The organism is Kitasatospora sp. NPDC002522, assembly GCF_053595195.1.
The window spans coordinates 1-22,271 of the sequence record NZ_JBSFXE010000011.1; the positions used below are offsets into that span (position 1 = coordinate 1).

Genomic DNA, 22,271 nt, shown 5'->3' on the forward strand with positions numbered 1-22,271 from the left:
TCGAGGCCGGGGATGTCAACATATCTGGCGTTGACTTTTGGCACGCTGTTGAGTTCTCAAGGAACGGACACTTCCTTCAGGCGGCCTTCCGACCGGCCCTCCGGGCGCTTCGTTCTTTCGTGTTCCCAGCTTATCAGATCCGAGCTCGTGCTCTTTCCCGACTCGCTTTCGTCTTCTGCGACCTGACGGCCCGTCCGACGCTTCAAACTCTAGCCGATCCCCGCTCCGAAAAGCGAATCGGCCGCAATCTCCGAAAAAGCGCACAGCAAATACGAACGGAGACGCGAAAAGACGCGACCCGGTACGGATCAACTGGTGGTTCACGAGGATTGGCCACCCCGGGACCGTCCACGAAGAAACGTGTCCGGTGCTCCCTGCCGAGCGACTAGTGAACACTACGCCGATTGGCGGTGGAGTGCAAACGACGCTCGCCGCGCACCTGCCCGCCAGGCCCCTTGAGCGATCGCTCAAACCTCTGCCATGATGGCGCCGCCGGAGTTGAGCACTCGCTCAAACCGGCCCGGTAGGGGGACATCCATGCCTGATCAGGGCCGTCATCAGGGCCGTCGTCAAGGCCGAAGCCAAGGCCGTCGTCAGGGCCGCCGCAGGGCCGCGCCGCTCTATGTGGAGGTGCAGATCCGAGCCGATCCGGAGCTGGTCTGGGAGCTCACCCAGCAGCCGGGGCAGCACCAGCGCTGGGACGCGCGGTTCAGTCGCATCGAGTACGTCGACGGTGCGGCCGAGCCGGTGCGGTTCCGCTACCGGCTGGGGTTGTCGCGGGGGCCGGCGCTGACCGGGACGGGGGTGACGTCGGTTCAGCGGGAGCGGGCGGACGGGTCGCGGGTCAGTGCCTTGCGGTTCGCGGCCGACTCGGGGTGGTCGCCGTTGCAGGAGGGGGCCGGCTACTGGCGGTACCTGCGGGTGGAGGGGGTGCCGGGGGTCACCTTCGTGACCGGCTACGACTACCGGGGTTGGCGGTGGCCGGGGGGTGCCGGGTGCGACCGGTGGGTGGTGCGGGCTATGGGCGGAGCGCGGGGTGTCGCCGGAGCGGGCGCTCGTCCACGGCCTGGGCGAGGTCGCGGCGCGGATCGGCGCCGCCGTCGCCGCGGGGACGGCGGTGGCGGCGTCCGGCCGGGTCGGCCTCGGGCTGTCCGCCGGTGTCGCCGTCCTCCTGCTCTCCGTCCTGGTTCCCCCCTCCCCCGTCACGCCCGCGGCTCGCCGTTGCCGACGCAGGCCGCGGCGGGATTCCACCGGTCGTGCTGCCGCGCGGCCGCCTCGTCTACTGAACTCCCTGGAGCTGCCATGACTGTCACGCTGATCGCCCCGCCCGCGTCCGCCGTCTCGCCCGCTCCAAGCGGGTCGATCTTCCGGGATGCGCTCGGGGAGGAGTTCACGAGGCTGCACCCGGAGTTGCAGCGTCGGTTCGGTTTCTCCAGTGCCGACGGGATCGCGTGCATCGGGACGGGTCGGATGGAGCGGGTCGAACGCGGGCCGGCCGTGGTGGCGCCGTTCCTGCGACTCGGGACGCGTCGCAACATCCTGTTCCCGGAGCACGGGCGGGACGTGCCGTTCACCATCGCCAACTACGCCTACCGGGACGGGTTCGGGCGGGAGACGGTGACGTTCGTGCGGACCTTCCAGTTCGTCCGGCCGCGGCGGTTCGACGCGACGATGGTGGCGGCGCCGGGGCGGGCGGGGACGGTGATCGACTACCTGGGGACGCACCAGCACCTGGCGGTGGAGCTGCGGGTGGGGGTGACGGCGCGGGGCGGGCTGGTGATCTCGTCGGGGGCGCAGCGGGTGTCGTAGTTGGCGGGGTCGCCCGCGCTGCCGGAGGCGTTGACGGGGCGGGCGGACCTGCACGAGTGGTTCGACGAGCGGGAGGGGCGGTTCCGGATCCGGGTGCGGGTGACCAATCCGGTGGTGGGGCTGGTGCTGGGGTACCAGGGGTGGTTCACGGCGGAGTACCCGCGGGTGGGGCCGGAGGGGGTTCCGCGCCATGTGCGGCCGGTGCGCGAGTCCTTCCGGATGTGAGGTGCGGGCTACGCTGCGGCGCATGAGCGACACACGTGAGCGGTTGATGGACGCGGCCATCGGCGCGCTCAAGCGGCACGGGATCTCGGGGGTGTCGGCGCGGAGCATTGCCGGGGAGATCGGGGCCAATCAGGCGCTGGTGTTCTACCACTTCAAGACCGTGGAGGGGCTGCTCGCGGCGGCGGCGCTCCGGGAGACCGCGGCGCGGGTCGGCCGGTACCGGGAGCGGCTGGCGGAGGTGGGGTCGCTGCGCGAGTTGCTGACGGTCGGTCAGGAGCTGCACGCGCAGGAGCGGGCGGACGGGAACGTGGCGCTGCTGGGCCAGTTCCTGGCGGGGGCACGGGGGTATCCGCAGCTGGCCGAGGTGACGGCGGAGGGGCTGCGGCTGTGGACGGTGGAGATCGAGGCCGTGCTGGTGCGGCTGTTCACCGGGCACCTGATGGCGGAGTTCCTCGACCTGCCGGGGCTGGCGCGGGCGGTGACCGCGGCGTTCATCGGTCTGGAGCTGTACGAGGGGGTGGACCCGGAGGGTGCGGCGGGGGCGTTCGCCGCGTTGGACGGGCTGGGGGTGCTGGTCGAGGTGGTGGACGGGCTCGGTCCGGTGGTGTCGCGGGCGGTCACCGCGACGGTGCGCCGGCAGGTCCGGAGCAACGGGACCGTTTGACGGGGCCGCCGCGCGGGGGCCCCGGGCGCGGGAACGGCCGGACGGCCGGCCCCGGGGAGTGGGGCCGGCCGTCCGGCGGGTGTCGCGGTGGTGTCAGCTGTTGGTGGGGAAGCCCAGGTTGATGCCACCGTGCGAGGGGTCGAGCCAGCGCTGGGTGACGGCCTTGCCGCGGGTGAAGAACTGGACGCCGTCGGGGCCGTAGGCGTGGCTGTCGCCGAAGAGCGAGGCCTTCCAGCCGCCGAAGGAGTAGTAGGCGACGGGGACCGGGATCGGCACGTTGATGCCGACCATGCCGACCTCGACCTCGTTCTGGAAGCGCCGGGCCGCGCCGCCGTCGTTGGTGAAGATGGCGGTGCCGTTGCCGTAGGGGTTGGCGTTGATCAGCTCCAGGCCCTCGTCGTAGGAGGGGACGCGGACCACGGAGAGGACGGGGCCGAAGATCTCGTCGTTGTAGACGGACATGCCCGGCTTGACGTGGTCGAAGAGGGTGGGGCCGAGCCAGTAGCCGTCGGCGGTGGGAGCGCCGGTGGCGTCCTCGGCGGCGATCGGGTGCTTCCGGCCGTCCACGGTGAGCTCGGCGCCGTCGGCGACGCCGGACTCCAGGTAGGAGGTGACCTTGTCGCGGTGCTGGCCGGTGACCAGCGGGCCCATCTCGGAGTCACCGTTGCAGCCGGGGCCGACCTTGAGGGCGGCCATCCGCTGCTTGATCTTCTCGACCAGCTCGTCGCCGATCGGGTCGACGGCGACCAGGACGGAGATCGCCATGCAGCGCTCGCCGGCCGCGCCGAAGCCGGCGTTGATGGCGGCGTCGGCGGCCAGGTCGAGGTCGGCGTCGGGGAGGACCAGCATGTGGTTCTTGGCGCCGCCGAGGGCCTGCACGCGCTTGCCGTAGCGGGTGCCGTTCTCGTACACGTAGCGGGCGATCGGGGTGGAGCCGACGAAGGAGACCGACTTGACGTCGGGGTGCTCCAGCAGGCGGTCGACGGAGACCTTGTCGCCGTGCACGACGTTGAAGACGCCGTCCGGGAGGCCGGCCTCCTTCCACAGCTCGGCGATGAAGTTGGCGGCGGACGGGTCCTTCTCGGAGGGCTTGAGGACGACCGTGTTGCCGGCCGCGATGGCGATCGGGAAGAACCACATCGGCACCATGGCCGGGAAGTTGAACGGCGAGATGATGGCGACCGGGCCGAGCGGCTGGCGGATCGAGTAGACGTCGATGCCGGTGGAGGCCTGCTCGGTGAAGCCGCCCTTGATCAGCTGCGGGATGCCGCAGGCGTACTCGACGACCTCCTGGCCGCGGGCCAGCTCGCCGAGGGCGTCGGAGTGCACCTTGCCGTGCTCGGCGACGATGATCGCGGCCAGCTCGTCCTTGCGGGCGTTGAACAGCTCGCGGAAGTTGAACAGGACCTGGGTGCGCTTGGCGATCGAGGCGTTGCGCCAGGTGCCGAACGCCTGGGCGGCGGCGGCGACCGCCTGGTCGACCTCCGTGATCTCGGCGAAGTCGACCTGACCGGTGACCTGGCCGGTGGCCGGGTCGTGGATGTCGCCGCGGCGGGGCGCGGTTCCGGCGGTGGCGACGTACTGGCCACCGATCCAGTGCTTGATGTGCTTGCTCAAGGGTCTCTGCCTCCGATGGTCCACGGACATCCCGCGCTCTCCTCCAGTCTGCGCGGGCCGAGGGCCCTCCTCAACGAGCACCCTGACGGGGAACCGAGATTCACCCTTACAGGTCGTCGGCGGGCGGTTCCTCGTCGAGCGCGTCCAGGTACGGGTCGTGCAGGCCGTCGGCGAGTTCGGTGGTCTCCAGCAGGTCGAGCCGCAGGTCCTGCGCCCAGGCCTCGGCCCACTGCCGGGGCTCCGGGGCCCAGGGCGGGAGCAGCGCGGCGGCGGTCTCCAGCCGGTCGGCGAGCGTGCGGGCGGTGAACTCCTCGTCGAACGCGCTGGCCAGGGCGAGGAGTTCGCCCTCGCGGAACCGGGTGGTGAGCGCGTACAGGGCGAACAGGTCGGCGGGCAGCGCGCGTTCGCACAGGGTGAGGACGGCGAGCGCGGCGGTGTCCGTCAGCTCGGTGACGGGGACGGGCGCGCCCGCGGGGAGGATCGGCGGGTGGTGCAGCGGTTCGCGGCGCAGTTCGAGGCCGAGGGCGGTGGGGCCGGCGGTGACGGTGAGCTGGGCGCGGCGGGCGGTGCCGGGCGCTTCCCGGACGAGGTGGCCGGCGGCGCGCAGGGCTTCGGCGAGTCCGCCGGCGAGGTCGGCGAGCGGCGGGCCCTCGGCGGTGATCAGCTGCAGGTCGGCGGTGCGGGCGGCGCGGCCGACCGGGAGGCCGTGCAGGCGGAGGGCTTCGGGGCCGGCCAGGGCGAGGGCGTGCTGCAGGCAGTAGGGCTGGGCGTCGGTGAGCAGCCGGGCGCGGTCCACGGTGGGCGGCGGCGGCGGTGCGGTGCCGGGCAGTCCCGGCTGCTCGGGCGCGCCGGGCGGTCCGGGGGCGGCGGTGCTGGTGTCCATGGGGACAGTCTTGCGCGCGTGGGCGGTCGGCGGCGGGTGCGCCGCCGGTGCGTCCGGGCGGTCAGCCGTGGGTGCGCAGGCGGGCGGCGGCGTCGTGCAGGGCGAGTTCCAGCGCGGCGGGGTCGACCAGTCGGCCGGTGCGGTGCGGGGGGACCAGCCAGTGCGCGCCGCGGGTGGGGCGGGTGGGGTGCGGGACGGCGATCCAGGTGCCGTCGCCGGAGGAACGGATGCCGCTGCCGATCCAGCGTCCGGCGGTGCCGACCGGGACGAGGAAGCCGACGGTGTCGGCGGCGGGGTCCTCCAGGACGGGTCCGCAGCCGAGCCGGTCGAGCAGGGCGGCGGCGGGGCGGCCGATCCGGCCGGGGGCGTGCAGCACGTCCCAGCGGCGGCCGGCGGGCAGCAGGGCGAGGCCGAACCGGGTGCGCTCCCAGGTTCGGCGGCAGGCGTCGGGGTCCGGGGCGGCGTCGGCCAGCCAGTGCAGGGCGCTGGGGTAGCGGGGGGTGTCCACCGGTGTTCCTCGTCTCTCCCGGGTGGCGGGCCGGGGGTGCCTGCCACACGGGAGAGCGAGGAGCGGGTGGTCTCTTACACGGATCGCCTCGACGGATCGCCGCGACGGGGCGGCCTGACGACCGGTCAGCGGTCGCCGAAGATCGTCCGGTGCCAGTCCTTGCGGGCCACCGCGGTGGTGTCGAACATGACGTGCTTGACCTGGGTGTACTCGTCGAGCGAGTACTGCGACATGTCCTTGCCGTAGCCGGAGGACTTGTACCCGCCGTGCGGCATCTCGCTGATGATCGGGATGTGGTCGTTGACCCAGACGCAGCCCGCCGCGATCTCGCGGGTGGCGCGCAGCGAGCGGTGGACGTCGCGGGTCCAGGCGGAGGCGGCCAGGCCGTACGGGGTGTCGTTGGCCAGCCGCAGGCCCTCCTCGTCGCCGTCGAAGGGCAGGACGACCAGCACCGGGCCGAAGATCTCGCCCTGGACGACCTCGCTGTCCTGGGCGGCGCCGGTGATCAGGGTGGGCAGGTGGTAGGCGCCGAGCGAGAGGTCGTGGCCGTCGTGGCCCTTGCCTTCGGCGCGGCCGCCGGTGACCACGGTGGCGTAGGAGCGGGCGCGCTCGACGAAGCCGGCCACCCGGTCGCGGTGGGCGAAGGAGACCAGCGGGCCGAGGTCGGTCTGCGGGTTGAGCGGGTCGCCGAGGCGGATCGCCCGGTAGAGCTCGGCGACACCGGCCACGAAGGCGTCGTAGAGCGGGCGCTGGACGTAGGCGCGGGTCGCGGCGGTGCAGTCCTGGCCGCTGTTGATCAGCGAGGCGGCGACCGCGCCGTGCACGGCGGCGTCCAGGTCGGCGTCATCGAAGACCACGAACGGGGCCTTGCCGCCGAGTTCCAGGTGGGTGCGCTTGACGGTGGCGGTGGCGATCTCCGCGACCCGCCGGCCGACGGCGGTGGAGCCGGTGAAGGAGACCATGGCGACGTCGGGGTGGCCGATCAGGTGCTCGCCGGCGGTGCGGCCGGCGCCGGTGACCACGTTGACCACGCCGTCGGGGATGCCGGCCGCGGTGCAGGCGCGGGCGAACATCAGCGCGGTGAGCGGGGTCAGCTCGGCGGGCTTGAGGACGATCGTGTTGCCGGCGGCGATCGCCGGGAGGATCTTCCAGGCGGCCATCTGCAGCGGGTAGTTCCACGGCGCGATGGAGCCGATCACGCCGATCGCCTCGCGGCGTACGTACGAGGTGTGGTCGCCGCTGTACTCGCCGGCGGCCTTGCCCTCCAGGTTGCGGGCGGCGCCGGCGAAGAAGGCGGTGTTGTCGACCGTGCCGGGGACGTCGAACTCGGTGGACAGCTTGATCGGCTTGCCGGTCTGCGCGGTCTCCACCCGGGCGAGCTGGCCGGCCTGGTCGCCGAGGATGCCGGCCAGCCGGTTCAGCGCCTCCGCGCGGGCGCCGGGGGTGGCCCGGGACCACTCGGGCAGCGCGGCACGCGCGGCGGCGACGGCGGCGTCGACGTCGGCGGTGGTGGCGAGCTCGACCTCCAGGACGGTGGAGCCGTCGGCGGGGTTGACCACCGTGAAGGGGTCGCCGCCACCGGAGCCCCGGGTGAGCCGGCCCGCGATGTACTGCGCGCCGTCGCTGAAGGTGGTCAGGTCCATGAGTTGCCTCCATTGCCTACTCGACCCGGCCGACGATGCCTCGGACGGGGTGCCCCGGGCAAGGGTCACTCCGCCAGGGCGCATGTGCAGCGGCTTACACGCTGCAAGGCTGCGAATGGGCGACACAGCGTCGCGGACCTGCATGATTGCCCTGACACCCTGAGAACCCCCGGAGGTACCCGCGATGCTCCCCACCGTCGCCCGTGTGCTCGACCTCGACGTGATGCGCCGGGGTCTGCCCCAGGTGGTGGCGGGCGCCGGCGCGCTGGAGCGCCCGGTGCGCTGGGTGCACGTCAGCGAGCTGCCGGACGTGGCGGGGGTGCTGCGCGGCGGGGAGCTGGTGCTGTCCACCGGCATCGCGCTGCCGGAGGACCGCGACGGCCTGGCCCGGTACGTGCGCGAGCTGGACGAGGTCGGGGTGGCCGGGCTGGTGATCGAGTTCGGCCGGCGCTACTTCGACTCGCTGCCCCGGGCGCTGGTCGCGGCCGCGGAGCGGCACAACCTGCCGCTGGTCGTGCTGCGCCGGGAGCTGAAGTTCGTCGCGGTGACCGAGGCGGTGCACGCGCTGGTGGTGAACGCGCAGCTGGAGCAGCTGCGGGTGTCGGAGGCGGTGCACCAGGTCTTCAACGAGCTGGCGATCGAGGGCGCCGAGCCGGCCGAGGTGGTCCGGCAGGTGGGCCGGATGGCGGGCGCGCCGGTGGTGCTGGAGAACCTGGCGCACCAGGTGCTGGCGCACGAGACCGCGGGGCACGGCGAGGTGGAGCTGCTGGAGGACTGGGAGCGCCGCTCGCGCGGGGTGCACCCGGCGGGCCGCACCGGCTACGACCCGCGGTCGGGCTGGCTGGTGACGGCGGTCGGCGCGCGCGGGCAGGACTGGGGCCGGCTGGTGCTGGTGGACGAGCCGGTCCCGCTGCCGCCGGACGTGCCGCACCCGCACGCGATGCTGCTGGAGCGCGGCGCGGCGACGCTGGCGCTGAACCGGCTGGTGGTGCGCGACCGGGAGTCGCTGGAGCGGCAGACCCACCGCACGCTGCTGTCCGGGATCCTCACCCACGCGCTGACGGTGTCCGAGGTGGCGCTGCGCGCGCAGGCGCTGGGGGTGCCGTTGGAGGGGCGGCGGCTGGTGGGCGTGGTGCTGAGGCAGCGTCAGGGTCCGCTGCCGGCTGCGCTGGAGGCGCAGGCCCGGCTGCGCGACTTCACCGAGCTGGCGGCCACCGCGATCCGTACCAGCCGACTGTCGGCGCTGGTCGGCGCGTTGGACGACGAGGGCGTGGGGGTGCTGATCACGCTGGGCGCGCAGCAGGACGAGCACACCGCGCTGGAGACCTTCGCGGCGACGCTGCGGCGGCTGGTCGCGGAGTCGGCGCGGGACGGCGCGGCGGCGGCGCCGGTGATAGCGGTCGGCTCCTCGGTGGGTTCGGTGCGCGACGCCCGCCGCACCCTGCTGGAGGCGACCCAGGTCGCGGACGCGGCGCTGCACGACTCCCCCGGCGGCCGGGCCGCCGCCTACTACCGGCTTCCGGACGTGCGGCTGCGCGGTCTGCTGCACCTGCTGCGCGACGACGAGCGGCTGCAGACCTACGTGGAGCGCGAGCTGGGCCCGCTGCTGGCGTACGACGCCGAGCACGGCGGGCAGTTGGTGCAGATGCTGCGGATCTACCTGGAGCAGGGCCGCAACAAGTCGGCGGCGGCGGACGCCGCGCACCTGTCGCGGCCGTCGTTCTACGACCGGCTGCACAAGGTGGAGCGGATCCTGGGCGTCGACCTGGACCAGGTCGAGTCGTGCCTGTCGCTGCACGTGGCGCTGCTGGCGCTGGACGCGGTCCGGCGCTGACACCCCGTCACGGCGGGGTGCCGGCGCCGGCCGGCGTGTCAGCGCGGCCCGAGGGCCTGGAGTGCGGCGGTCTCGGTGGAGGAGACCTCCAGGGCGGCCAGCGAGCCGTCCGCGAAGTGCAGGTCGACCCGGTTGGAGAGCCAGGTGTGGCGGTTCTCGATCCGGCGCAGCTGCGGGTAGGGCAGGTCGCCGAGGGCGGTGAGGGCGCCGCGGGACTCGTGGGCGAGCAGGATCCGCCGGTCGGTGAGGACCAGCAGGACGTCGTCGTTGGAGTAGCCTCCGTCCCAGTGGCCGCCGGCGCGCACGGTGATGACGAACCGTCCGGCCTGGCTCGTCCAGCCGCCGGTCAGGCCGCGGCCGCGCACCAGTCGGCGGAGGCTGCGGATCAGGCCCCAGGTGCAGTCCTCGACCACCTCCGCGAAGGAGCCGATCAGGTCGAAGGCGGTGCTGACGGCGCCGAGCGCGAGCTCGGTGCCGAGCGCGAGGTTCCGGCTGCGGTACTTGCGCGGGACGCGGCGGATCAGGTCGCCGAGGTCGGCGTCGACGATGCCGCGGACCTGCTCGCCGGGGGCCAGCAGCGGTGCGGCCAGCGCCAGGTAGGAGCCGCCGCCGTAGCGGCTCGGTTCGTGGATCGGCGGGGCGCCGCCGTGGGGCAGGCTCATCCGAACGCCTCCTCGATGCGGTTCTTGGGCACCCGGTAGGGCTGCTGCTTGCCGGGGCCGTCGAGGGCTCCGGTGAGGGCGTCGACGTTCCCGTCGTCCTTGAGCGCGTCGGTCAGCACGCTCGCGGGGCCGCCCGCGCCGAGGCCGAGCGCGATCGGCGCCTTGATGCCGCCCTTGATCGTGGAGAACACCTCCTTGACGCCGATCGCCGCGCCGGCGTGCAGCAGGCGGGCCTCCATCGGCAGGTTGTCGGGGTTCTTCAGCACGCCGAGGCCGGCCTTCCAGGGCTTCTTGCCGATCTTGCGGACCACCTTGGCCGCGGCCTTGGCGTCCTTGAAGCCCTTCCAGGTGCGGTTGACGGTGCGCAGTTCCTTGACCGCCCGCATCAGGTCGCGGAGCGCCTCGGCGAGCTTCACCGACACCCGCTCGACCCGGGCGATGTAGACCGCGATCTCGGCCTCGACGACCAGCGCGTCGACGATGGTGGCCAGGCCGACCGTGACGATGTCGACGATCACCATGGCGGCCAGGCTGACGATCAGGGTCTCGATCGCCTCCCGGATGATGCCGATGATCAGGTCCTCGGCGAGCTTGCACTCGGCCGCGGCCTGGCTGATGATCTGCGCGACCTGCTCCATGTCCTTGGCGGTCGCGTCGATGCCCTCGACCACCTGGCCCAGGTACGCGCCGAACGAGGCGGAGGCGGCGCCCTGCCAGCCCTCGGCCAGCGGTCCGGCGCCGGCCCGCAGATCGGCGGCGACGGCGTGCATCTCCTTGGCCTGGGCCTGCCACTCCTGGGCGGCGGCGGTGAGCCCGGCCAGGTTGCCGGTGACCTTCTCCAGCACGTCCATCAGGCCGGTGGCGTCCAGCGCGGCCTTGACGATGTGGTCGAGCCCGGCGTCCAGGCCGTCGCTGACCGGGTTGCTGAGGTCGGGCAGCGGCGCGGTGACCGCGTCGACCTGGTCGCGGGTCCACTTGTACGCGTCGCCGACCTGGCCGAAGTCGACGCTGGCGAGCGCGGTCATCCCTGGCCTCCCAGACCCGCGGCGAGTTCCTCGTCCAGCTCGCGGTAGTTCCCGCCCACGCTGTGCAGCGCCTCGCCGGCGCCGTCCAGCAGCTACGACAGGTCGCCGAAGTTCTGCTCCTCGGCCCGCGCGTGCTCCTGGTACGCCTGGAACAGCTCGTCCGACCCCGGCAGCTTCCCGAAGTCGCTGGAGGCCAGCGGCACTCCGGCCAACCGGGACCGCACCGCGTCGATCCGGGCCGACTGATCCGCGATCAGCCGCCCGTAGGCCTCCAGTTGTTCCGGTTGGACCCGGAATCCCTGATCCCCCATGACTTCCCCAATGTCGTACCAAATTTCAGCCGATCATCGTACAGACGGGTTGTCTCTCGTGGTAGCCGGGGCAGCACGAAGGCCCCGGGCGGCGTGCCTGGGGCCTTCGGTGACGAAACGTCAGACCGTGTGCGCGTCGGTGAGGGTCAGCACCTCGTCCAGGATCGCCAGACCGGTCTTCGCCTCCTCCTCGCTGACGGTGCACGGCGGCACCACGTGGAAGCGGTTCATGTTGGTGAACGGCCACAGCCCGCGCTGCTTGCACGCCGCCGCCAGCTGCGCGATCGGCGCGTTCGCCTCGCCGGCCGCGTTGTACGGCACCAGCGGCTCGCGGGTCTCCCGGTTCTTCACCAGGTCCAGCGCCCAGAACACGCCCAGACCGCGGACCTCGCCGATCGACGGGTGGCGCACGGCCAGCTCGCGCAGGCCGGGGCCGAGCACGTTCTCGCCGATGTGCCGGGCGTGCTCCACGATGCCCTCCTCGGCCATCGCGTTGATCGTCGCGACCGCGGAGGCGCAGGCCAGCGGGTGCCCCGAGTAGGTCAGGCCGCCCGGGAACGCCCTCTGCGCGAAGGTCTCGGCGATCTCCGCGGAGATCGCCACACCGCCGAGCGGCAGGTAGCCGGAGTTCACGCCCTTGGCGAAGGTCAGCAGGTCCGGGGTGATCCCCCAGTGGTCCGCCGCGAACCACGCGCCGGTGCGGCCGAAGCCGGCCATCACCTCGTCCAGGATGAACACGATCCCGTACCGGTCGCAGATCTCCCGCACGCCCGCCAGGTAGCCGGCCGGCGGGATCAGGATGCCCGCGGTGCCGACCACGGTCTCCAGGATGATCGCCGCGACGGTGCCCGGACCCTCGAACGCGAGGGTCTGCTCCAGGTGCGCCAGCGCCCGCTCGCACTCCTGCGCCTCGTTCTCGGCGTGGAAGTTGGAGCGGTAGGTGTACGGGCCCCAGAAGTGCACGATGCCCGACACGCCCGTCTCGTTCGCCCAGCGCCGGGGGTCGCCGGTCAGCGTGATCGCGTTGGCGGTCGCGCCGTGGTACGAGCGGTAGGTGGAGAGCACCTTGTGCCGGCCGGTGTGCAGCCGGGCCATCCGGATCGCGTTCTCGTTCGCCTCGGCGCCGCCGTTGGTGAAGAAGATCTTGTCCAGGTCTCCGGGGGTGCGCTCGGCGATCAGCCGGGCCGCCTCGCTGCGCGACTCCTCGGCGAAGCCCGGGGCGATGGTGCACAGCTGGGCGGCCTTCGCCTGGATCGCCGCGACCACCTTCGGGTGCTGGTGCCCGATGTTGGTGTTCACCAGCTGCGAGGAGAAGTCGAGGTAGCGGTTGCCGTCGTAGTCCCAGAAGTAGGAGCCCTCGGCACCGGCCACCGCGAGGGGGTCGATCAGAGCCTGGGCGGACCACGAGTGGAAGACGTGCGCGCGGTCGGCGGCCTTGACGGCCTGCCCGGCGGCTGAGTCAGCGGTGGGGATGCTCATGCATCCAGCGTAGGGAGACGTCCTCCCGCTGGGCAGTTTCATCCTGTCACGCGAGTCGCATGTCGCCCTGACACGGTGGAAACGCGAGGGGGCGCGAGGACCGCGCGACCAGGCATCGCCCTATGTGGATGCATGGTTGCGCGCGCAGTTCCTCGCGCCCCTGTTGTCGCCCTGTCAGATCGCGGTCATCACGTGCTTGACCCGGGTGTAGTCCTCGAAGCCGTACGACGACAGGTCCTTGCCGTAGCCGGACTTCTTGAAGCCGCCGTGCGGCATCTCCGCGACCAGCGGGATGTGGGTGTTGATCCACACGCAGCCGAAGTCCAGGCGGCGCGACATCCGCATGGCGCGGGCGTGGTCCTTGGTCCACACCGAGGAGGCGAGGGCGTACTCGACGCCGTTCGCGTAGCCCACGGCCTGGTCCTCGTCGGTGAACTTCTGCACGGTGATGACCGGGCCGAAGACCTCGTTCTGGATGATCTCGTCGTCCTGCAGCAGGCCGGAGACCACGGTCGGCGCGTAGAAGTAGCCGACCTCGCCGACCCGGTGGCCGCCGGTCTCGACCTTGGCGTGCGCGGGGAGGCGCTCGATGAAGCCGGCGACCTGCTTCAGCTGGTTGGCGTTGTTGAGCGGGCCGTACAGCACGTCCTCGTCGTCCACGCCGCCGGTCTTGGTGTCGGCGGCGGCCTTGGCCAGCGCCTCCACGAAGGCGTCGTGGATGGACTCGTGCACCAGCACGCGGGTGGCGGCGGTGCAGTCCTGGCCGGCGTTGAAGAAGCCGGCCACCGAGATGCCCTCGACCGCCTCGGCGATGTCGGCGTCCTCGAAGACCACGACCGGGGCCTTGCCGCCGAGCTCCAGGTGGACCCGCTTGACGTCCTTCGCGGCGGACTCGGCGACCTGGATGCCGGCCCGGACCGAGCCGGTGATGGAGGCCATCGCCGGGGTGCGGTGCTCGACCATCAGGCGGCCGCTCTCCCGGTCGCCGCAGATCACGTTGAAGACGCCGGCCGGGAGCTCCAGGTCCTTCAGCACGCCGCCGATGATCTCGGCCAGCAGCACGGTGGAGGCCGGGGTGGTGTCGGACGGCTTGAGCACCACGGTGTTGCCCGCGGCGATCGCCGGGGCGAACTTCCACACGGCCATCATCATCGGGTAGTTCCACGGCGCGACCTGCGCGCAGACGCCGACCGGCTCGCGGCGGACGATCGAGGTCATCCCGTCCATGTACTCGCCCGCGGCCTTGCCCTCCAGCAGACGGGCGGCGCCGGCGAAGAAGCGCAGCTGGTCGACCATCGGGCCGATCTCCTCGGAGAGGGTCAGCCCGCGCGGCTTGCCGGTGTTGCGGACCTCGGCGTCCACGATCTCGTCGGCCCGGGCCTCGACCGCGTCGGCGATCTTCAGCAGCAGCTTCTGACGGGTGGACGGGGTGGCGTCGCGCCAGGCCGGGAAGGCGGCGGCAGCTGCGTCCATCGCGGCGTCCACGTCGGCGGCGCCGGAGAGCGGCGAGGTCGCGTAGACCTCGCCCGTGGTCGGGTCGACGATGTCGAGCGTGCGGCCGTCCGCCGCGTCGACGAACTCGCCGTTGATGTAGTTGCGCAGCGTACGAAGCTCGCTCACGGATCTCTCCTCGGTCTGGGCCTGCCACGTTGCAGCCCCGGCGCCAGGTTACCTCCGGCACTCGGTGACCACGGCATGTCAGCGACAAGCCACGTTCGGGGGCGTGCACGCGCCCGCGTGTACGTCGTCAGAGTAGCGCCATCGCCATCGATATCGACAGGGGGCCTCGCCAGACGCGACGCTTTCCGCGCCCGATCTTCGAATCGGCGACGAAATCAGCAGCACGGCGGCTTGCGCTTCTCCGCCCGGTCCGGCACAGTGGCGGCGTGGCCAACCGCGACCGGAACGCCAGCGTTCCCCTCGACGCCGCCTCCAAGGCGATCATCGAGCAGCTGCAGGAGGACGGGCGTCGCCCGTACGCCGCCATCGGCAAGGCCGTCGGCCTGTCCGAGGCGGCCGTACGCCAGCGGGTCCAGAAGCTGCTCGACCAGGGCGTGATGCAGATCGTCGCCGTGACCGATCCCCTCACCGTCGGGTTCACCCGCCAGGCGATGGTGGGCATCCGGGTCGAGGGCGACATCGAACCGGTCGCCGACGCGCTGGCCGCCTTCGACGAGGTCGACTACGTGGTGTGCACCGCGGGGTCCTTCGACCTGCTCGCCGAACTGGTGTGCGAGGACGACGAACACCTTCTCGAACTGATCAACAAGCGCATCCGCTCGCTTCCCGGCGTGCGGAGCACCGAGAGCTTCGTTTACCTGAAGCTCCGGAAACAGACCTACACCTGGGGCACCCGATGACAGCCGAGCCGGCGCAGAAGGACCTTTCCAAGACCGCCTACGACCACCTGTGGATGCACTTCACCCGCATGTCGTCGTACGAGAACTCCCCCGTGCCGACGATCGTCAAGGGCGAAGGCACCTACGTCTGGGACGACAAGGGCCGCAAGTACCTCGACGGCCTCGCCGGCCTGTTCGTGGTCCAGGCGGGCCACGGCCGCGAGGAGCTGGCCGAGGCCGCCGCCAAGCAGGCCAAGGAGCTCGCCTTCTTCCCGGTGTGGAGCTACGCCCACCCGAAGGCCGTCGAGCTGGCCGAGCGCCTGGCCAACTACGCGCCCGGCGACCTCAACAAGGTCTTCTTCTCCACCGGTGGCGGCGAGGCGGTCGAGACCGCCTGGAAGCTGGCGAAGCAGTACTTCAAGCTGACCGGCAAGCCGACCAAGTACAAGGTCATCTCGCGGGCCGTCGCCTACCACGGCACCCCGCAGGGCGCGCTCTCCATCACCGGCCTGCCGGGCCTGAAGGCCCCGTTCGAGCCGCTGGTGCCGGGCACCCACAAGGCCCCGAACACCAACATCTACCGCGCCCCGGCGTACCTGGCGGGCCCCGACGGCACCGTCGACCCCGAGGCGTACGGCCGCTGGTGCGCCGACGAGATCGAGCAGGCCATCCTCTTCGAGGGCCCCGAGACCGTCGCCGCCGTCTTCGTCGAGCCGGTGCAGAACGCCGGCGGCTGCTTCCCGCCGCCGCCCGGGTACTTCCAGCGCCTGCGCGAGATCTGCGACCGCCACGACGTGCTGCTGGTCTCGGACGAGGTCATCTGCGCCTTCGGCCGCCTCGGCACCATGTTCGGCGCCGACAAGTTCGGCTACGTGCCGGACATGATCACCTGCGCCAAGGGCATGACCTCGGGCTACTCCCCGATCGGCGCCACGATCATCTCGGACCGCATCGCCGAGCCGTTCTACAAGGGCGACAACACCTTCCTGCACGGCTACACCTTCGGCGGCCACCCGGTCTCCTCGGCGGTGGCGCTGGCCAACCTCGACATCTTCGAGCGCGAGGGCCTCAACCAGCACGTGCTCGACAACGAGTCGAAGTTCCTGGGCACCCTGAACAAGCTGCGCGACCTGCCGATCGTCGGCGACGTCCGCGGCAACGGGTACTTCTACGGCATCGAGCTCGTGAAGGACAAGGTCACCAAGGAGTCGTTCAACGACGACGAGGTCGAGCGCGTCCTGTACGGCTTCCTCTCCAAGGCCCTGTTCGACAACGGCCTCTACTGCCGCGCCGACGACCGTGGCGACCCGGTCGTGCAGCTGGCCCCGCCGCTGATCTCCGACCAGTCGACCTTCGACGAGATCGAGCAGATCCTGCGGACCAGCCTCTCCGACGCGTGGCAGAAGATCTGATCCTCCTTCCCCACCCTCCACCGAAGGGCGGCCCCGACTCCTCACGTCGGGACCGCCCTTCGGCGTACCCGGGAGTGAATCTGTCGGCCAACACGCCGCTTTCGCACCGATTCATCCCTGATCGGAGCAGTGCGGCGCACCCGCGAGGACGCCCGATCGTTCTAATCTGACGACTGTCATATCCCCGTCGGCACCTGGATGGATCACATGTCAGCGGCCCCGCCCGACAACGACGTGCTCTGGGCCCGAGGGATCGTCAAGTCCCACCACGGCACCCCCGCCCTGCGCGGCGTCTCCCTCGGCGTCCGCGTGGGCGAGATGCTGGCCGTCACCGGACCGCGCGGCTCCGGCAAGTCCACCCTGCTCGGCTGCCTCTCCGCGCAGCTCCCGGTCGACGACGGCGAGGTCTGGTTCAACAGCTCCCCCGTGCACACCCTCAGCCGCACCGGCCGCGAGAAGCTCCGCCGCGAGCGCTTCGGCTACGTCGGCTCCGAACCGCACCTGGTCCCGGAACTGACGGCCCGTGAGAACGTCGCCCTCCCGCTGCTGCTGGCCGGCGCCGGGCACAAGGCCGCGTACCGCGCCGCCGCCGACTGGCTGGAGCGGCTCGACGTCGCCGACTGCGCCAAGCTCCGGCCCGCCCAGCTCCAGCAGAGCCAGCGCCAGCGGATCGCGGTCGCCCGCGCGCTCGCCCCGGAGCCGCCCGTGGTCTTCGCCGACGACCCCACCGCGCCGCTCCACCGCGACGCCCGTGAACAGGTGCTGCGGATACTCGCCAGCGCCGCCCGCTCCCACCAGCTCACCCTGGTCCTGGCCACCCACGACCCGGCTCTCGCCCGGTTCGCCGACCGCACCGTCCACCTGGTCGACGGCCGGCTCACCGCCGAGACCGCCGCCGTCCCCGCCGGGCGCTGAGAGGCCAGCCGTGTACTACCTCAGACTCGCCCGCGGCTACCGCACCCTCGACCTCGCGCGCGGACTGCTCACCGCCACCGCCGCCGCGGTGGTCGCCGCGTTCCTGCTGCGCGCCCTCGGCCGCGCGCTCAGCGAACCCGCCGGCGCCTCGCTCGACCGGCTGCTGTGGTGCCTGCCGCCGCTGGCCGCCGTCGCCTGGTTCGCCGCCGTCGCGGCCCGCGCCGTCCCCGCGCAGCACCCCGAGCGCATCACCGGGCTCACCGCGGCCGGTGCCGGACCCACCCGGATCCGGCTGCTCATCGCCGGCGAGATCGCGCTCGCCTGCGTGCTCGGCTCCGCGGCCACCCTGCTGCTCTTCCTCGTGCTGCGCAACGACATCGCCGGGCCCACGCTCGCCCCCGACCTCGGCATGGGCGTCCCGCTGCCCGCCGTCGCACCGATCACCCTGCTCGCGGTCCTGCCGCTGGTCGCCGGGGTCTCGGCCGCCTGCGCCGTCGACTTCCCGGAACGCCTGCCCGGCCGCCCCGCCGAACCCGCCGGCCCCACCTTCGCCCCGCTACGCCTCGCACTGCCCGCCGGACTCCTGGTGGTCGGCCTCGGCCTCCAGCTGTACGGCCTGCGCCCCGGTGCCGGCGTCGACGGCCGCACCGTCGCCCTGCCCGGCGGTCTGCCCGCCACCAGCCCCGCCCTGCTGATCGGCTGGACCGTCACCGCCACCGCCGTCGCACTGTGGACCGGCCCGCTCCTGCTGGTCGCCGGCCGCCTGCTCGCGCTCGGCCGGCCCGCCCCGCTGCGGCTGCTGGCCGGCCGCGGCCTCGCCGCGCAGTCCCGGCGGCTCGGCGCCCCGGTGGCCGTGCTCACCGCGATCGTCGTGCTGCTGCTGGTCGCCGCCCGCAACTGGGCCGACCACGACACCGCCGTCCCCGCCCTGACCCTGGTCGAAGGCATCCTCGTGCTGGCCTGCGCGATCGCGGCCCTCGCCGCCCGTCTCCACGAGCTGCGCGCCGCCCGCCGCCCCACCGCCGACGCCCTCGACCGCCTCGGCACCCCGCCCTCGCTGCTCACCGGCGCCGTCGCCCTGCGCACGCTCACCGTCGGCACGGTCCTGCTGATCACGGGCGGCCTGACGGCAGTGCTCTGCCCCCTCCTCTAGCGTCCGGAGGAGGGGGCAGAGCACTGGACCTGGCCGGTCCTAACCCGCCGCGGCGAGCTGGCCGCAGGCACCGTCGATCTCCTGGCCGCGGGTGTCGCGGACCGTGGTGGGGACGCCGTGGGCCTGGAGGCGGCGAACGAACTCACGCTCGTCCTCCGGGCGGGAGGCCGTCCACTTGGAGCCGGGGGTGGGGTTGAGCGGGATCAGGTTCACGTGGACCCGGCGGTTCTTGATCAGCCGGCCGAGCAGGTCGGCGCGCCACGCCTGGTCGTTGATGTCCTTGATCAGCGCGTACTCGATGGAGATCCGGCGGCCGGACTTGTCCGCGTAGTTCCACGCGGCATCCAGCACCTCGTCGACCTTCCAGCGGGTGTTGACCGGCACCAGCTCGTCGCGCAGCTCGTCGTCGGGGGCGTGCAGCGAGAGCGCGAGCCGGCAGCTCAGACCCTCGTCCGCGAACCGGTGCATCGCCGGAACCAGGCCGACGGTGGAGACCGTGATACCGCGCTGCGAGAGCCCGAAGCCGTCCGGAGCCGGGTCGGTCAGACGGCCGATCGCGCCCAGCACCCGGTTGTAGTTGGCGAGCGGCTCGCCCATGCCCATGAACACCACGTTCGACAGCCGCGCCTCACCACCGGGCACCGCGCCGGACTTCAGGTCGCGCATGCCGGACGCGATCTGCTCGACGATCTCGGCCGTGGACAGGTTCCGCGTCAGCCCGGCCTGCCCGGTCGCGCAGAACGGGCAGTTCATCCCGCAGCCGGCCTGCGAGCTGATGCACATGGTGACCCGGTCCGGGTACCGCATCAGCACCGACTCGACCAGCGTCCCGTCGAACAGCTTCCACAGCGTCTTTCGCGTCGCGTCGTCGTCGCACGACACGTGCCGCACCACCGACATCAGCTCGGGCAGCAACGCCTCGGTCAGCTTCTCCCGGCTGGCAGCCGGGATGTCCGTCCACTCCGCCGGGTCAGTCGACATCCGCCCGAAGTAGTGGTTGGCCAACTGCTTCGCGCGAAACGGCTGTTCGCCCAACTCGGCAACGGCCTCCTTGCGCTCGGCAGGGCTGAGGTCGGCGAGGTGTCGCGGGGGCTTGGCGCCGCGCGGCGCGACAAAGGTCAGTTCTCCGGGCTTAGGCATGATTCATCCAGTGTCTCAGATCCACTTGACGAGCCGAGCGGCGTGTTCCGGGAACGCCGAAGGCCCCCGCGGGCGGGGGCCTTCGGGAGGGTGGTGCGGCTCAGCCGCCGACGAAGGCGGTGAGGAGGAGCCAGACGACCGGGGCGGTGGGGAGCAGGGAGTCCAGGCGGTCCATGATTCCGCCGTGGCCGGGGAGCAGGGTGCCCATGTCCTTGATGCCGAGGTCGCGCTTGATCATCGACTCGGCGAGGTCGCCGAGGGTGGCGGTGACGGCCGCGCAGCCGCCCAGGATCAGGCCCTGCCACCAGCTGCCGCCGTCGATGACGAACTGCATCAGCAGGGCGCCGGCCGCCATCGACAGCCCGATGCCGCCGGCCAGGCCCTCGCGGGTCTTGCCGGGGCTGATGGTCGGCGCCAGCTTGTTGCGGCCGAACTTGTAGCCGACGGCGTACGCGCCCGTGTCGGAGCAGATGGTGACGACCAGGAACAGCAGGATCCGCCACGCGCCGTCGTCGGCGGCCAGCATCAGGGCGACGAAGGTGGCCAGGAACGGGACGTAGAAGGCGGTGAACACCCCGGCCGTTATGTCGCGCAGGTAGTTCTCCGGCGGGCTGGCCATCCGGGCGACCATCAGCGCCAGGCCGGTGAGGGCGAGCACCGCGGCGGCCCACTGGCCGCCCTCGAAGTACCCGGTGATCACCATGCCGACGGAGCCGATCACCAGCGGGATCAGCGGGACGTGGACGTCCTTGCGCTCGGCCAGTCGGCTGGTCAGCTCCCAGACGCCGACCGCGACGGCGGCGGCGACCACCACGATGAAGACCGCCTTGACCACGAACAGCGAGGCCACGATCACCGCCCCCAGGCCGGCGCCGACACCTATCGCGGCGGGCAGGTTGCGGCCACCGCGCGGCTTGCGGGGCTGCTGGTCGGTCTGGGCCACGGAGGTCTCCTGGACGGGGGGCATGATCTGAGTCTGTGCCGCGTCGCCCCCTCGCTATGCCGGAGGCTGCCGCGCGTGACCCGTTTGGTGTCGGCCGGGTCGAGCCGCGCCCCGGGCCGGGCGGTGGTGTGACCGCCGGTCCGGGGCGTGTGCGGAGCCTGGATCAGACCTCCAGCAGCTCGGCTTCCTTGTGCTTGAGCAGCTCGTCGATCTGCGCCACGAACTTGGCGGTCAGGTCGTCGAGCTCCTTCTCGCCGCGGCGGCCGTCGTCCTCGCCGATCTCCTTGTCCTTGACCAGCTTGTCGATCGCGTCCTTCGCCTTGCGGCGGATCGAGCGGACCGAGACCTTGGCGTCCTCGCCCTTGCCGCGGGCCTGCTTGATGTACTCGCGGCGGCGCTCCTCGGTGAGCTGCGGGAGCACCACCCGGATGACGGAACCGTCGTTCGACGGGTTGACGCCCAGGTCCGAGTCGCGGATCGCGGTCTCGATGGCCTTCAGCGCGGTCTTGTCGAACGGGGTGACCATGGCCATCCGCGGCTCCGGAACGGAGAACGAGGCCAGCTGGTTGATCGGCGTCAGGGCGCCGTAGTACTCCGCGACGATCTTGGCGAACATCGCCGGGTGCGCACGCCCGGTACGGATGGCGGCCAGGTCGTCCTTGGCGACGGCGACGGCCTTCTCCATCTTCTCCTCGGCCTCGAGGAGGGTCTCATCGATCACTGTGTGCTCCCTGTCCGGATCATCTGCTTTGTCCCGTACCGGTGCCCCGGACGGCTGTTGCTGCTCAGAGCCCCGACGCCTAGGCCCGGGCGGAATCCTCGCTGATGAGTGTGCCGATCTTCTCACCCTTGACCGCACGGGCGATATTGCCCTCCGCGAGCAGTTCGAAGACCAGGATCGGCAGCCCGTTGTCCTTGCACAGCGTGATCGCGGTCAGGTCCGCCACCTTGAGGTCGCGGGCGATCACCTCGGTGTAGTCCAGCGAGTCGAACCTGACCGCCGCCGGGTTGGTCCGCGGGTCCGAGTCGTACACGCCGTCGACGCCGTTCTTGCCCATCAGCAGGACGTCGGCGTGGATCTCCAGGGCGCGCTGGACCGCGGTGGTGTCGGTGGAGAAGTACGGCATGCCCATACCGGCGCCGAAGATCACCACGCGGCCCTTCTCCAGGTGCCGGATGGCGCGCAGCGGCAGGTACGGCTCGGCGACCTGGCCCATCGTGATGGCGGTCTGCACCCGGGTCTCCATGCCCTCCTTGATCAGGAAGTCCTGGAGCGCCAGGCAGTTCATCACCGTGCCGAGCATGCCCATGTAGTCGGAGCGGGCCCGGTCCATGCCGCGCTGCTGGAGTTCGGCGCCGCGGAAGAAGTTGCCGCCGCCGATGACCACGGCGACCTCCGTCCCGGAGCGCACCACCGTGGCGATCTCGCGGGCGATGGCGTGCACCACGTCCGGGTCGACGCCGAGGCCGCCGCCGCCGGCGAACGCCTCGCCGGACAGCTTGAGCAGTACCCGGCGGCGGGCGCCGGTGTCCGCGGTCTCCTGCGTCTCCTGCATGGACTTCTCCTTCTCCGCCTGCTGGTCAGCAGATCTGCAAGTGCTACTCACGGCGCCGGACGTGCGGGCCCTGGGCCGTGTACACGAGAGGAGGCCACTGCCGCGGGAACCGGTACGGTCTCCTGCACGGCAATGGCCTCCTCGTCGTTCATG

19 protein-coding genes and 1 pseudogene are annotated in these 22,271 nt (G+C 72.0%); 7 read left to right on the top strand and 13 right to left on the bottom strand.

Annotated elements, in window-relative coordinates:
• Nucleotides 1-1,302: 1,302 nt before the first annotated feature.
• Both ACWD4U_RS11650 and ACWD4U_RS11655 read left to right on the top strand, forming a co-directional pair.
• Nucleotides 1,303-2,034: pseudogene (locus ACWD4U_RS11650) on the top strand (DUF4166 domain-containing protein).
• Nucleotides 2,035-2,056: 22 nt separating this feature from the next.
• Entirely contained in the window at nt 2,057-2,698 is a 642-nt protein-coding gene (locus ACWD4U_RS11655) for a TetR/AcrR family transcriptional regulator (RefSeq protein WP_363450707.1), read from the top strand.
• A 93-nt stretch (nt 2,699-2,791) separates the two neighbouring features.
• Here ACWD4U_RS11655 and ACWD4U_RS11660 read toward each other — a convergent pair whose 3' ends face one another.
• From ACWD4U_RS11660 to ACWD4U_RS11675, 4 genes are all read right to left on the bottom strand, one after another.
• Nucleotides 2,792-4,315 carry a CoA-acylating methylmalonate-semialdehyde dehydrogenase gene (locus ACWD4U_RS11660; RefSeq protein ID WP_363450709.1) on the bottom strand — a complete coding sequence of 508 codons (1,524 nt, stop codon included), beginning with the start codon at nt 4,313-4,315 and terminating at the stop codon, nt 2,792-2,794.
• A 106-nt stretch (nt 4,316-4,421) separates the two neighbouring features.
• On the bottom strand, nt 4,422-5,198 hold the full coding sequence (locus ACWD4U_RS11665; RefSeq protein WP_363450711.1) for a hypothetical protein: 777 nt from the start codon (nt 5,196-5,198) through the stop codon (nt 4,422-4,424).
• A gap of 61 nt (nt 5,199-5,259) precedes the next feature.
• Nucleotides 5,260-5,706: a hypothetical protein gene (locus ACWD4U_RS11670; protein WP_363450712.1), complete on the bottom strand. Its 447-nt coding sequence runs from the start codon at nt 5,704-5,706 to the stop codon at nt 5,260-5,262.
• 125 nt (nt 5,707-5,831) lie between these two features.
• Nucleotides 5,832-7,349: a gamma-aminobutyraldehyde dehydrogenase gene (locus tag ACWD4U_RS11675; protein WP_363450713.1), complete on the bottom strand. Its 1,518-nt coding sequence runs from the start codon at nt 7,347-7,349 to the stop codon at nt 5,832-5,834.
• A gap of 184 nt (nt 7,350-7,533) precedes the next feature.
• Here ACWD4U_RS11675 and ACWD4U_RS11680 point away from each other — a divergent pair, with 184 nt between their 5' ends.
• A complete protein-coding gene (locus ACWD4U_RS11680) occupies nt 7,534-9,183 on the top strand; it encodes a PucR family transcriptional regulator (protein ID WP_363450715.1) in 1,650 nt (549 codons plus the stop codon).
• Nucleotides 9,184-9,221: 38 nt separating this feature from the next.
• Here ACWD4U_RS11680 and ACWD4U_RS11685 read toward each other — a convergent pair whose 3' ends face one another.
• The 5 genes from ACWD4U_RS11685 to ACWD4U_RS11705 form a co-directional block, all read right to left on the bottom strand.
• The gene (locus ACWD4U_RS11685; RefSeq protein ID WP_363450717.1) at nt 9,222-9,845 is read right to left on the bottom strand and encodes a hypothetical protein; all 624 of its coding nucleotides are present in this window, start codon (nt 9,843-9,845) and stop codon (nt 9,222-9,224) included.
• A complete protein-coding gene (locus tag ACWD4U_RS11690) occupies nt 9,842-10,870 on the bottom strand; it encodes a WXG100 family type VII secretion target (protein ID WP_363450719.1) in 1,029 nt (342 codons plus the stop codon). Before ACWD4U_RS11690 ends, ACWD4U_RS11685 begins: the two co-directional genes overlap by 4 nt.
• 92 nt (nt 10,871-10,962) lie before the next feature.
• Nucleotides 10,963-11,181: a hypothetical protein gene (locus ACWD4U_RS11695; RefSeq protein ID WP_363450721.1), complete on the bottom strand. Its 219-nt coding sequence runs from the start codon at nt 11,179-11,181 to the stop codon at nt 10,963-10,965.
• A 120-nt stretch (nt 11,182-11,301) separates the two neighbouring features.
• Entirely contained in the window at nt 11,302-12,660 is a 1,359-nt protein-coding gene (locus ACWD4U_RS11700) for an aspartate aminotransferase family protein (RefSeq protein WP_363450723.1), read from the bottom strand.
• A 174-nt stretch (nt 12,661-12,834) separates the two neighbouring features.
• Nucleotides 12,835-14,280: a gamma-aminobutyraldehyde dehydrogenase gene (locus ACWD4U_RS11705; protein WP_363450725.1), complete on the bottom strand. Its 1,446-nt coding sequence runs from the start codon at nt 14,278-14,280 to the stop codon at nt 12,835-12,837.
• 266 nt (nt 14,281-14,546) lie between these two features.
• Between ACWD4U_RS11705 and ACWD4U_RS11710 the strand changes: the two genes are divergently transcribed.
• The 4 genes from ACWD4U_RS11710 to ACWD4U_RS11725 all read left to right on the top strand — a co-directional run bounded on the left by ACWD4U_RS11710 (nt 14,547) and on the right by ACWD4U_RS11725 (nt 18,479).
• Complete coding sequence (locus ACWD4U_RS11710; RefSeq protein WP_014138339.1) at nt 14,547-15,020, top strand: Lrp/AsnC family transcriptional regulator; 474 nt, start codon at nt 14,547-14,549, stop codon at nt 15,018-15,020.
• Nucleotides 15,017-16,411 carry an aspartate aminotransferase family protein gene (locus ACWD4U_RS11715; RefSeq protein ID WP_363450727.1) on the top strand — a complete coding sequence of 465 codons (1,395 nt, stop codon included), beginning with the start codon at nt 15,017-15,019 and terminating at the stop codon, nt 16,409-16,411. The genes ACWD4U_RS11710 and ACWD4U_RS11715 overlap by 4 nt, the downstream gene beginning before the upstream one ends.
• 207 nt (nt 16,412-16,618) lie before the next feature.
• On the top strand, nt 16,619-17,326 hold the full coding sequence (locus ACWD4U_RS11720) for an ABC transporter ATP-binding protein (RefSeq protein ID WP_363450729.1): 708 nt from the start codon (nt 16,619-16,621) through the stop codon (nt 17,324-17,326).
• Nucleotides 17,327-17,336: 10 nt separating this feature from the next.
• Nucleotides 17,337-18,479, top strand: coding sequence for a hypothetical protein (locus ACWD4U_RS11725; protein WP_363450731.1), 1,143 nt, complete (start codon nt 17,337-17,339; stop codon nt 18,477-18,479).
• A 39-nt stretch (nt 18,480-18,518) separates the two neighbouring features.
• Here the strand turns inward: ACWD4U_RS11725 and rlmN are convergent, their stop codons facing one another.
• From rlmN to pyrH, 4 genes are all read right to left on the bottom strand, one after another.
• A complete protein-coding gene (rlmN, locus tag ACWD4U_RS11730; RefSeq protein ID WP_363450733.1) occupies nt 18,519-19,619 on the bottom strand; it encodes a 23S rRNA (adenine(2503)-C(2))-methyltransferase RlmN in 1,101 nt (366 codons plus the stop codon).
• Between the two features lie 100 nt (nt 19,620-19,719).
• Nucleotides 19,720-20,586 carry a phosphatidate cytidylyltransferase gene (locus ACWD4U_RS11735; protein ID WP_363450735.1) on the bottom strand — a complete coding sequence of 289 codons (867 nt, stop codon included), beginning with the start codon at nt 20,584-20,586 and terminating at the stop codon, nt 19,720-19,722.
• Nucleotides 20,587-20,725: 139 nt separating this feature from the next.
• A complete protein-coding gene (frr, locus tag ACWD4U_RS11740) occupies nt 20,726-21,283 on the bottom strand; it encodes a ribosome recycling factor (RefSeq protein WP_030458788.1) in 558 nt (185 codons plus the stop codon).
• Nucleotides 21,284-21,362: 79 nt separating this feature from the next.
• Nucleotides 21,363-22,118 (bottom strand): UMP kinase, encoded by a 756-nt coding sequence (gene pyrH, locus ACWD4U_RS11745; RefSeq protein ID WP_363450738.1) that lies wholly within the window; start codon nt 22,116-22,118, stop codon nt 21,363-21,365.
• Nucleotides 22,119-22,271 lie beyond the last annotated feature (153 nt).

Bases quoted from the DNA above. Each gene is read 5' to 3' on its own strand.
- ACWD4U_RS11695 (WP_363450721.1), bottom strand. From the start codon at position 11,181: ATGGGGGATCAGGGATTCCGGGTCCAACCGGAACAACTGGAGGCCTAC.
- ACWD4U_RS11735 (WP_363450735.1), bottom strand. From the start codon at position 20,586: ATGCCCCCCGTCCAGGAGACCTCCGTGGCCCAGACCGACCAGCAGCCC.
- ACWD4U_RS11675 (WP_363450713.1), bottom strand. From the start codon at position 7,349: ATGGACCTGACCACCTTCAGCGACGGCGCGCAGTACATCGCGGGCCGG.
- ACWD4U_RS11655 (WP_363450707.1), top strand. From the start codon at position 2,057: ATGAGCGACACACGTGAGCGGTTGATGGACGCGGCCATCGGCGCGCTC.
- ACWD4U_RS11680 (WP_363450715.1), top strand. From the start codon at position 7,534: ATGCTCCCCACCGTCGCCCGTGTGCTCGACCTCGACGTGATGCGCCGG.
- pyrH (WP_363450738.1), bottom strand. From the start codon at position 22,118: ATGCAGGAGACGCAGGAGACCGCGGACACCGGCGCCCGCCGCCGGGTA.
- ACWD4U_RS11700 (WP_363450723.1), bottom strand. From the start codon at position 12,660: ATGAGCATCCCCACCGCTGACTCAGCCGCCGGGCAGGCCGTCAAGGCC.
- ACWD4U_RS11665 (WP_363450711.1), bottom strand. From the start codon at position 5,198: ATGGACACCAGCACCGCCGCCCCCGGACCGCCCGGCGCGCCCGAGCAG.
- ACWD4U_RS11715 (WP_363450727.1), top strand. From the start codon at position 15,017: ATGACAGCCGAGCCGGCGCAGAAGGACCTTTCCAAGACCGCCTACGAC.
- ACWD4U_RS11690 (WP_363450719.1), bottom strand. From the start codon at position 10,870: ATGACCGCGCTCGCCAGCGTCGACTTCGGCCAGGTCGGCGACGCGTAC.
- ACWD4U_RS11720 (WP_363450729.1), top strand. From the start codon at position 16,619: ATGTCAGCGGCCCCGCCCGACAACGACGTGCTCTGGGCCCGAGGGATC.
- rlmN (WP_363450733.1), bottom strand. From the start codon at position 19,619: ATGCCTAAGCCCGGAGAACTGACCTTTGTCGCGCCGCGCGGCGCCAAG.
- ACWD4U_RS11685 (WP_363450717.1), bottom strand. From the start codon at position 9,845: ATGAGCCTGCCCCACGGCGGCGCCCCGCCGATCCACGAACCGAGCCGC.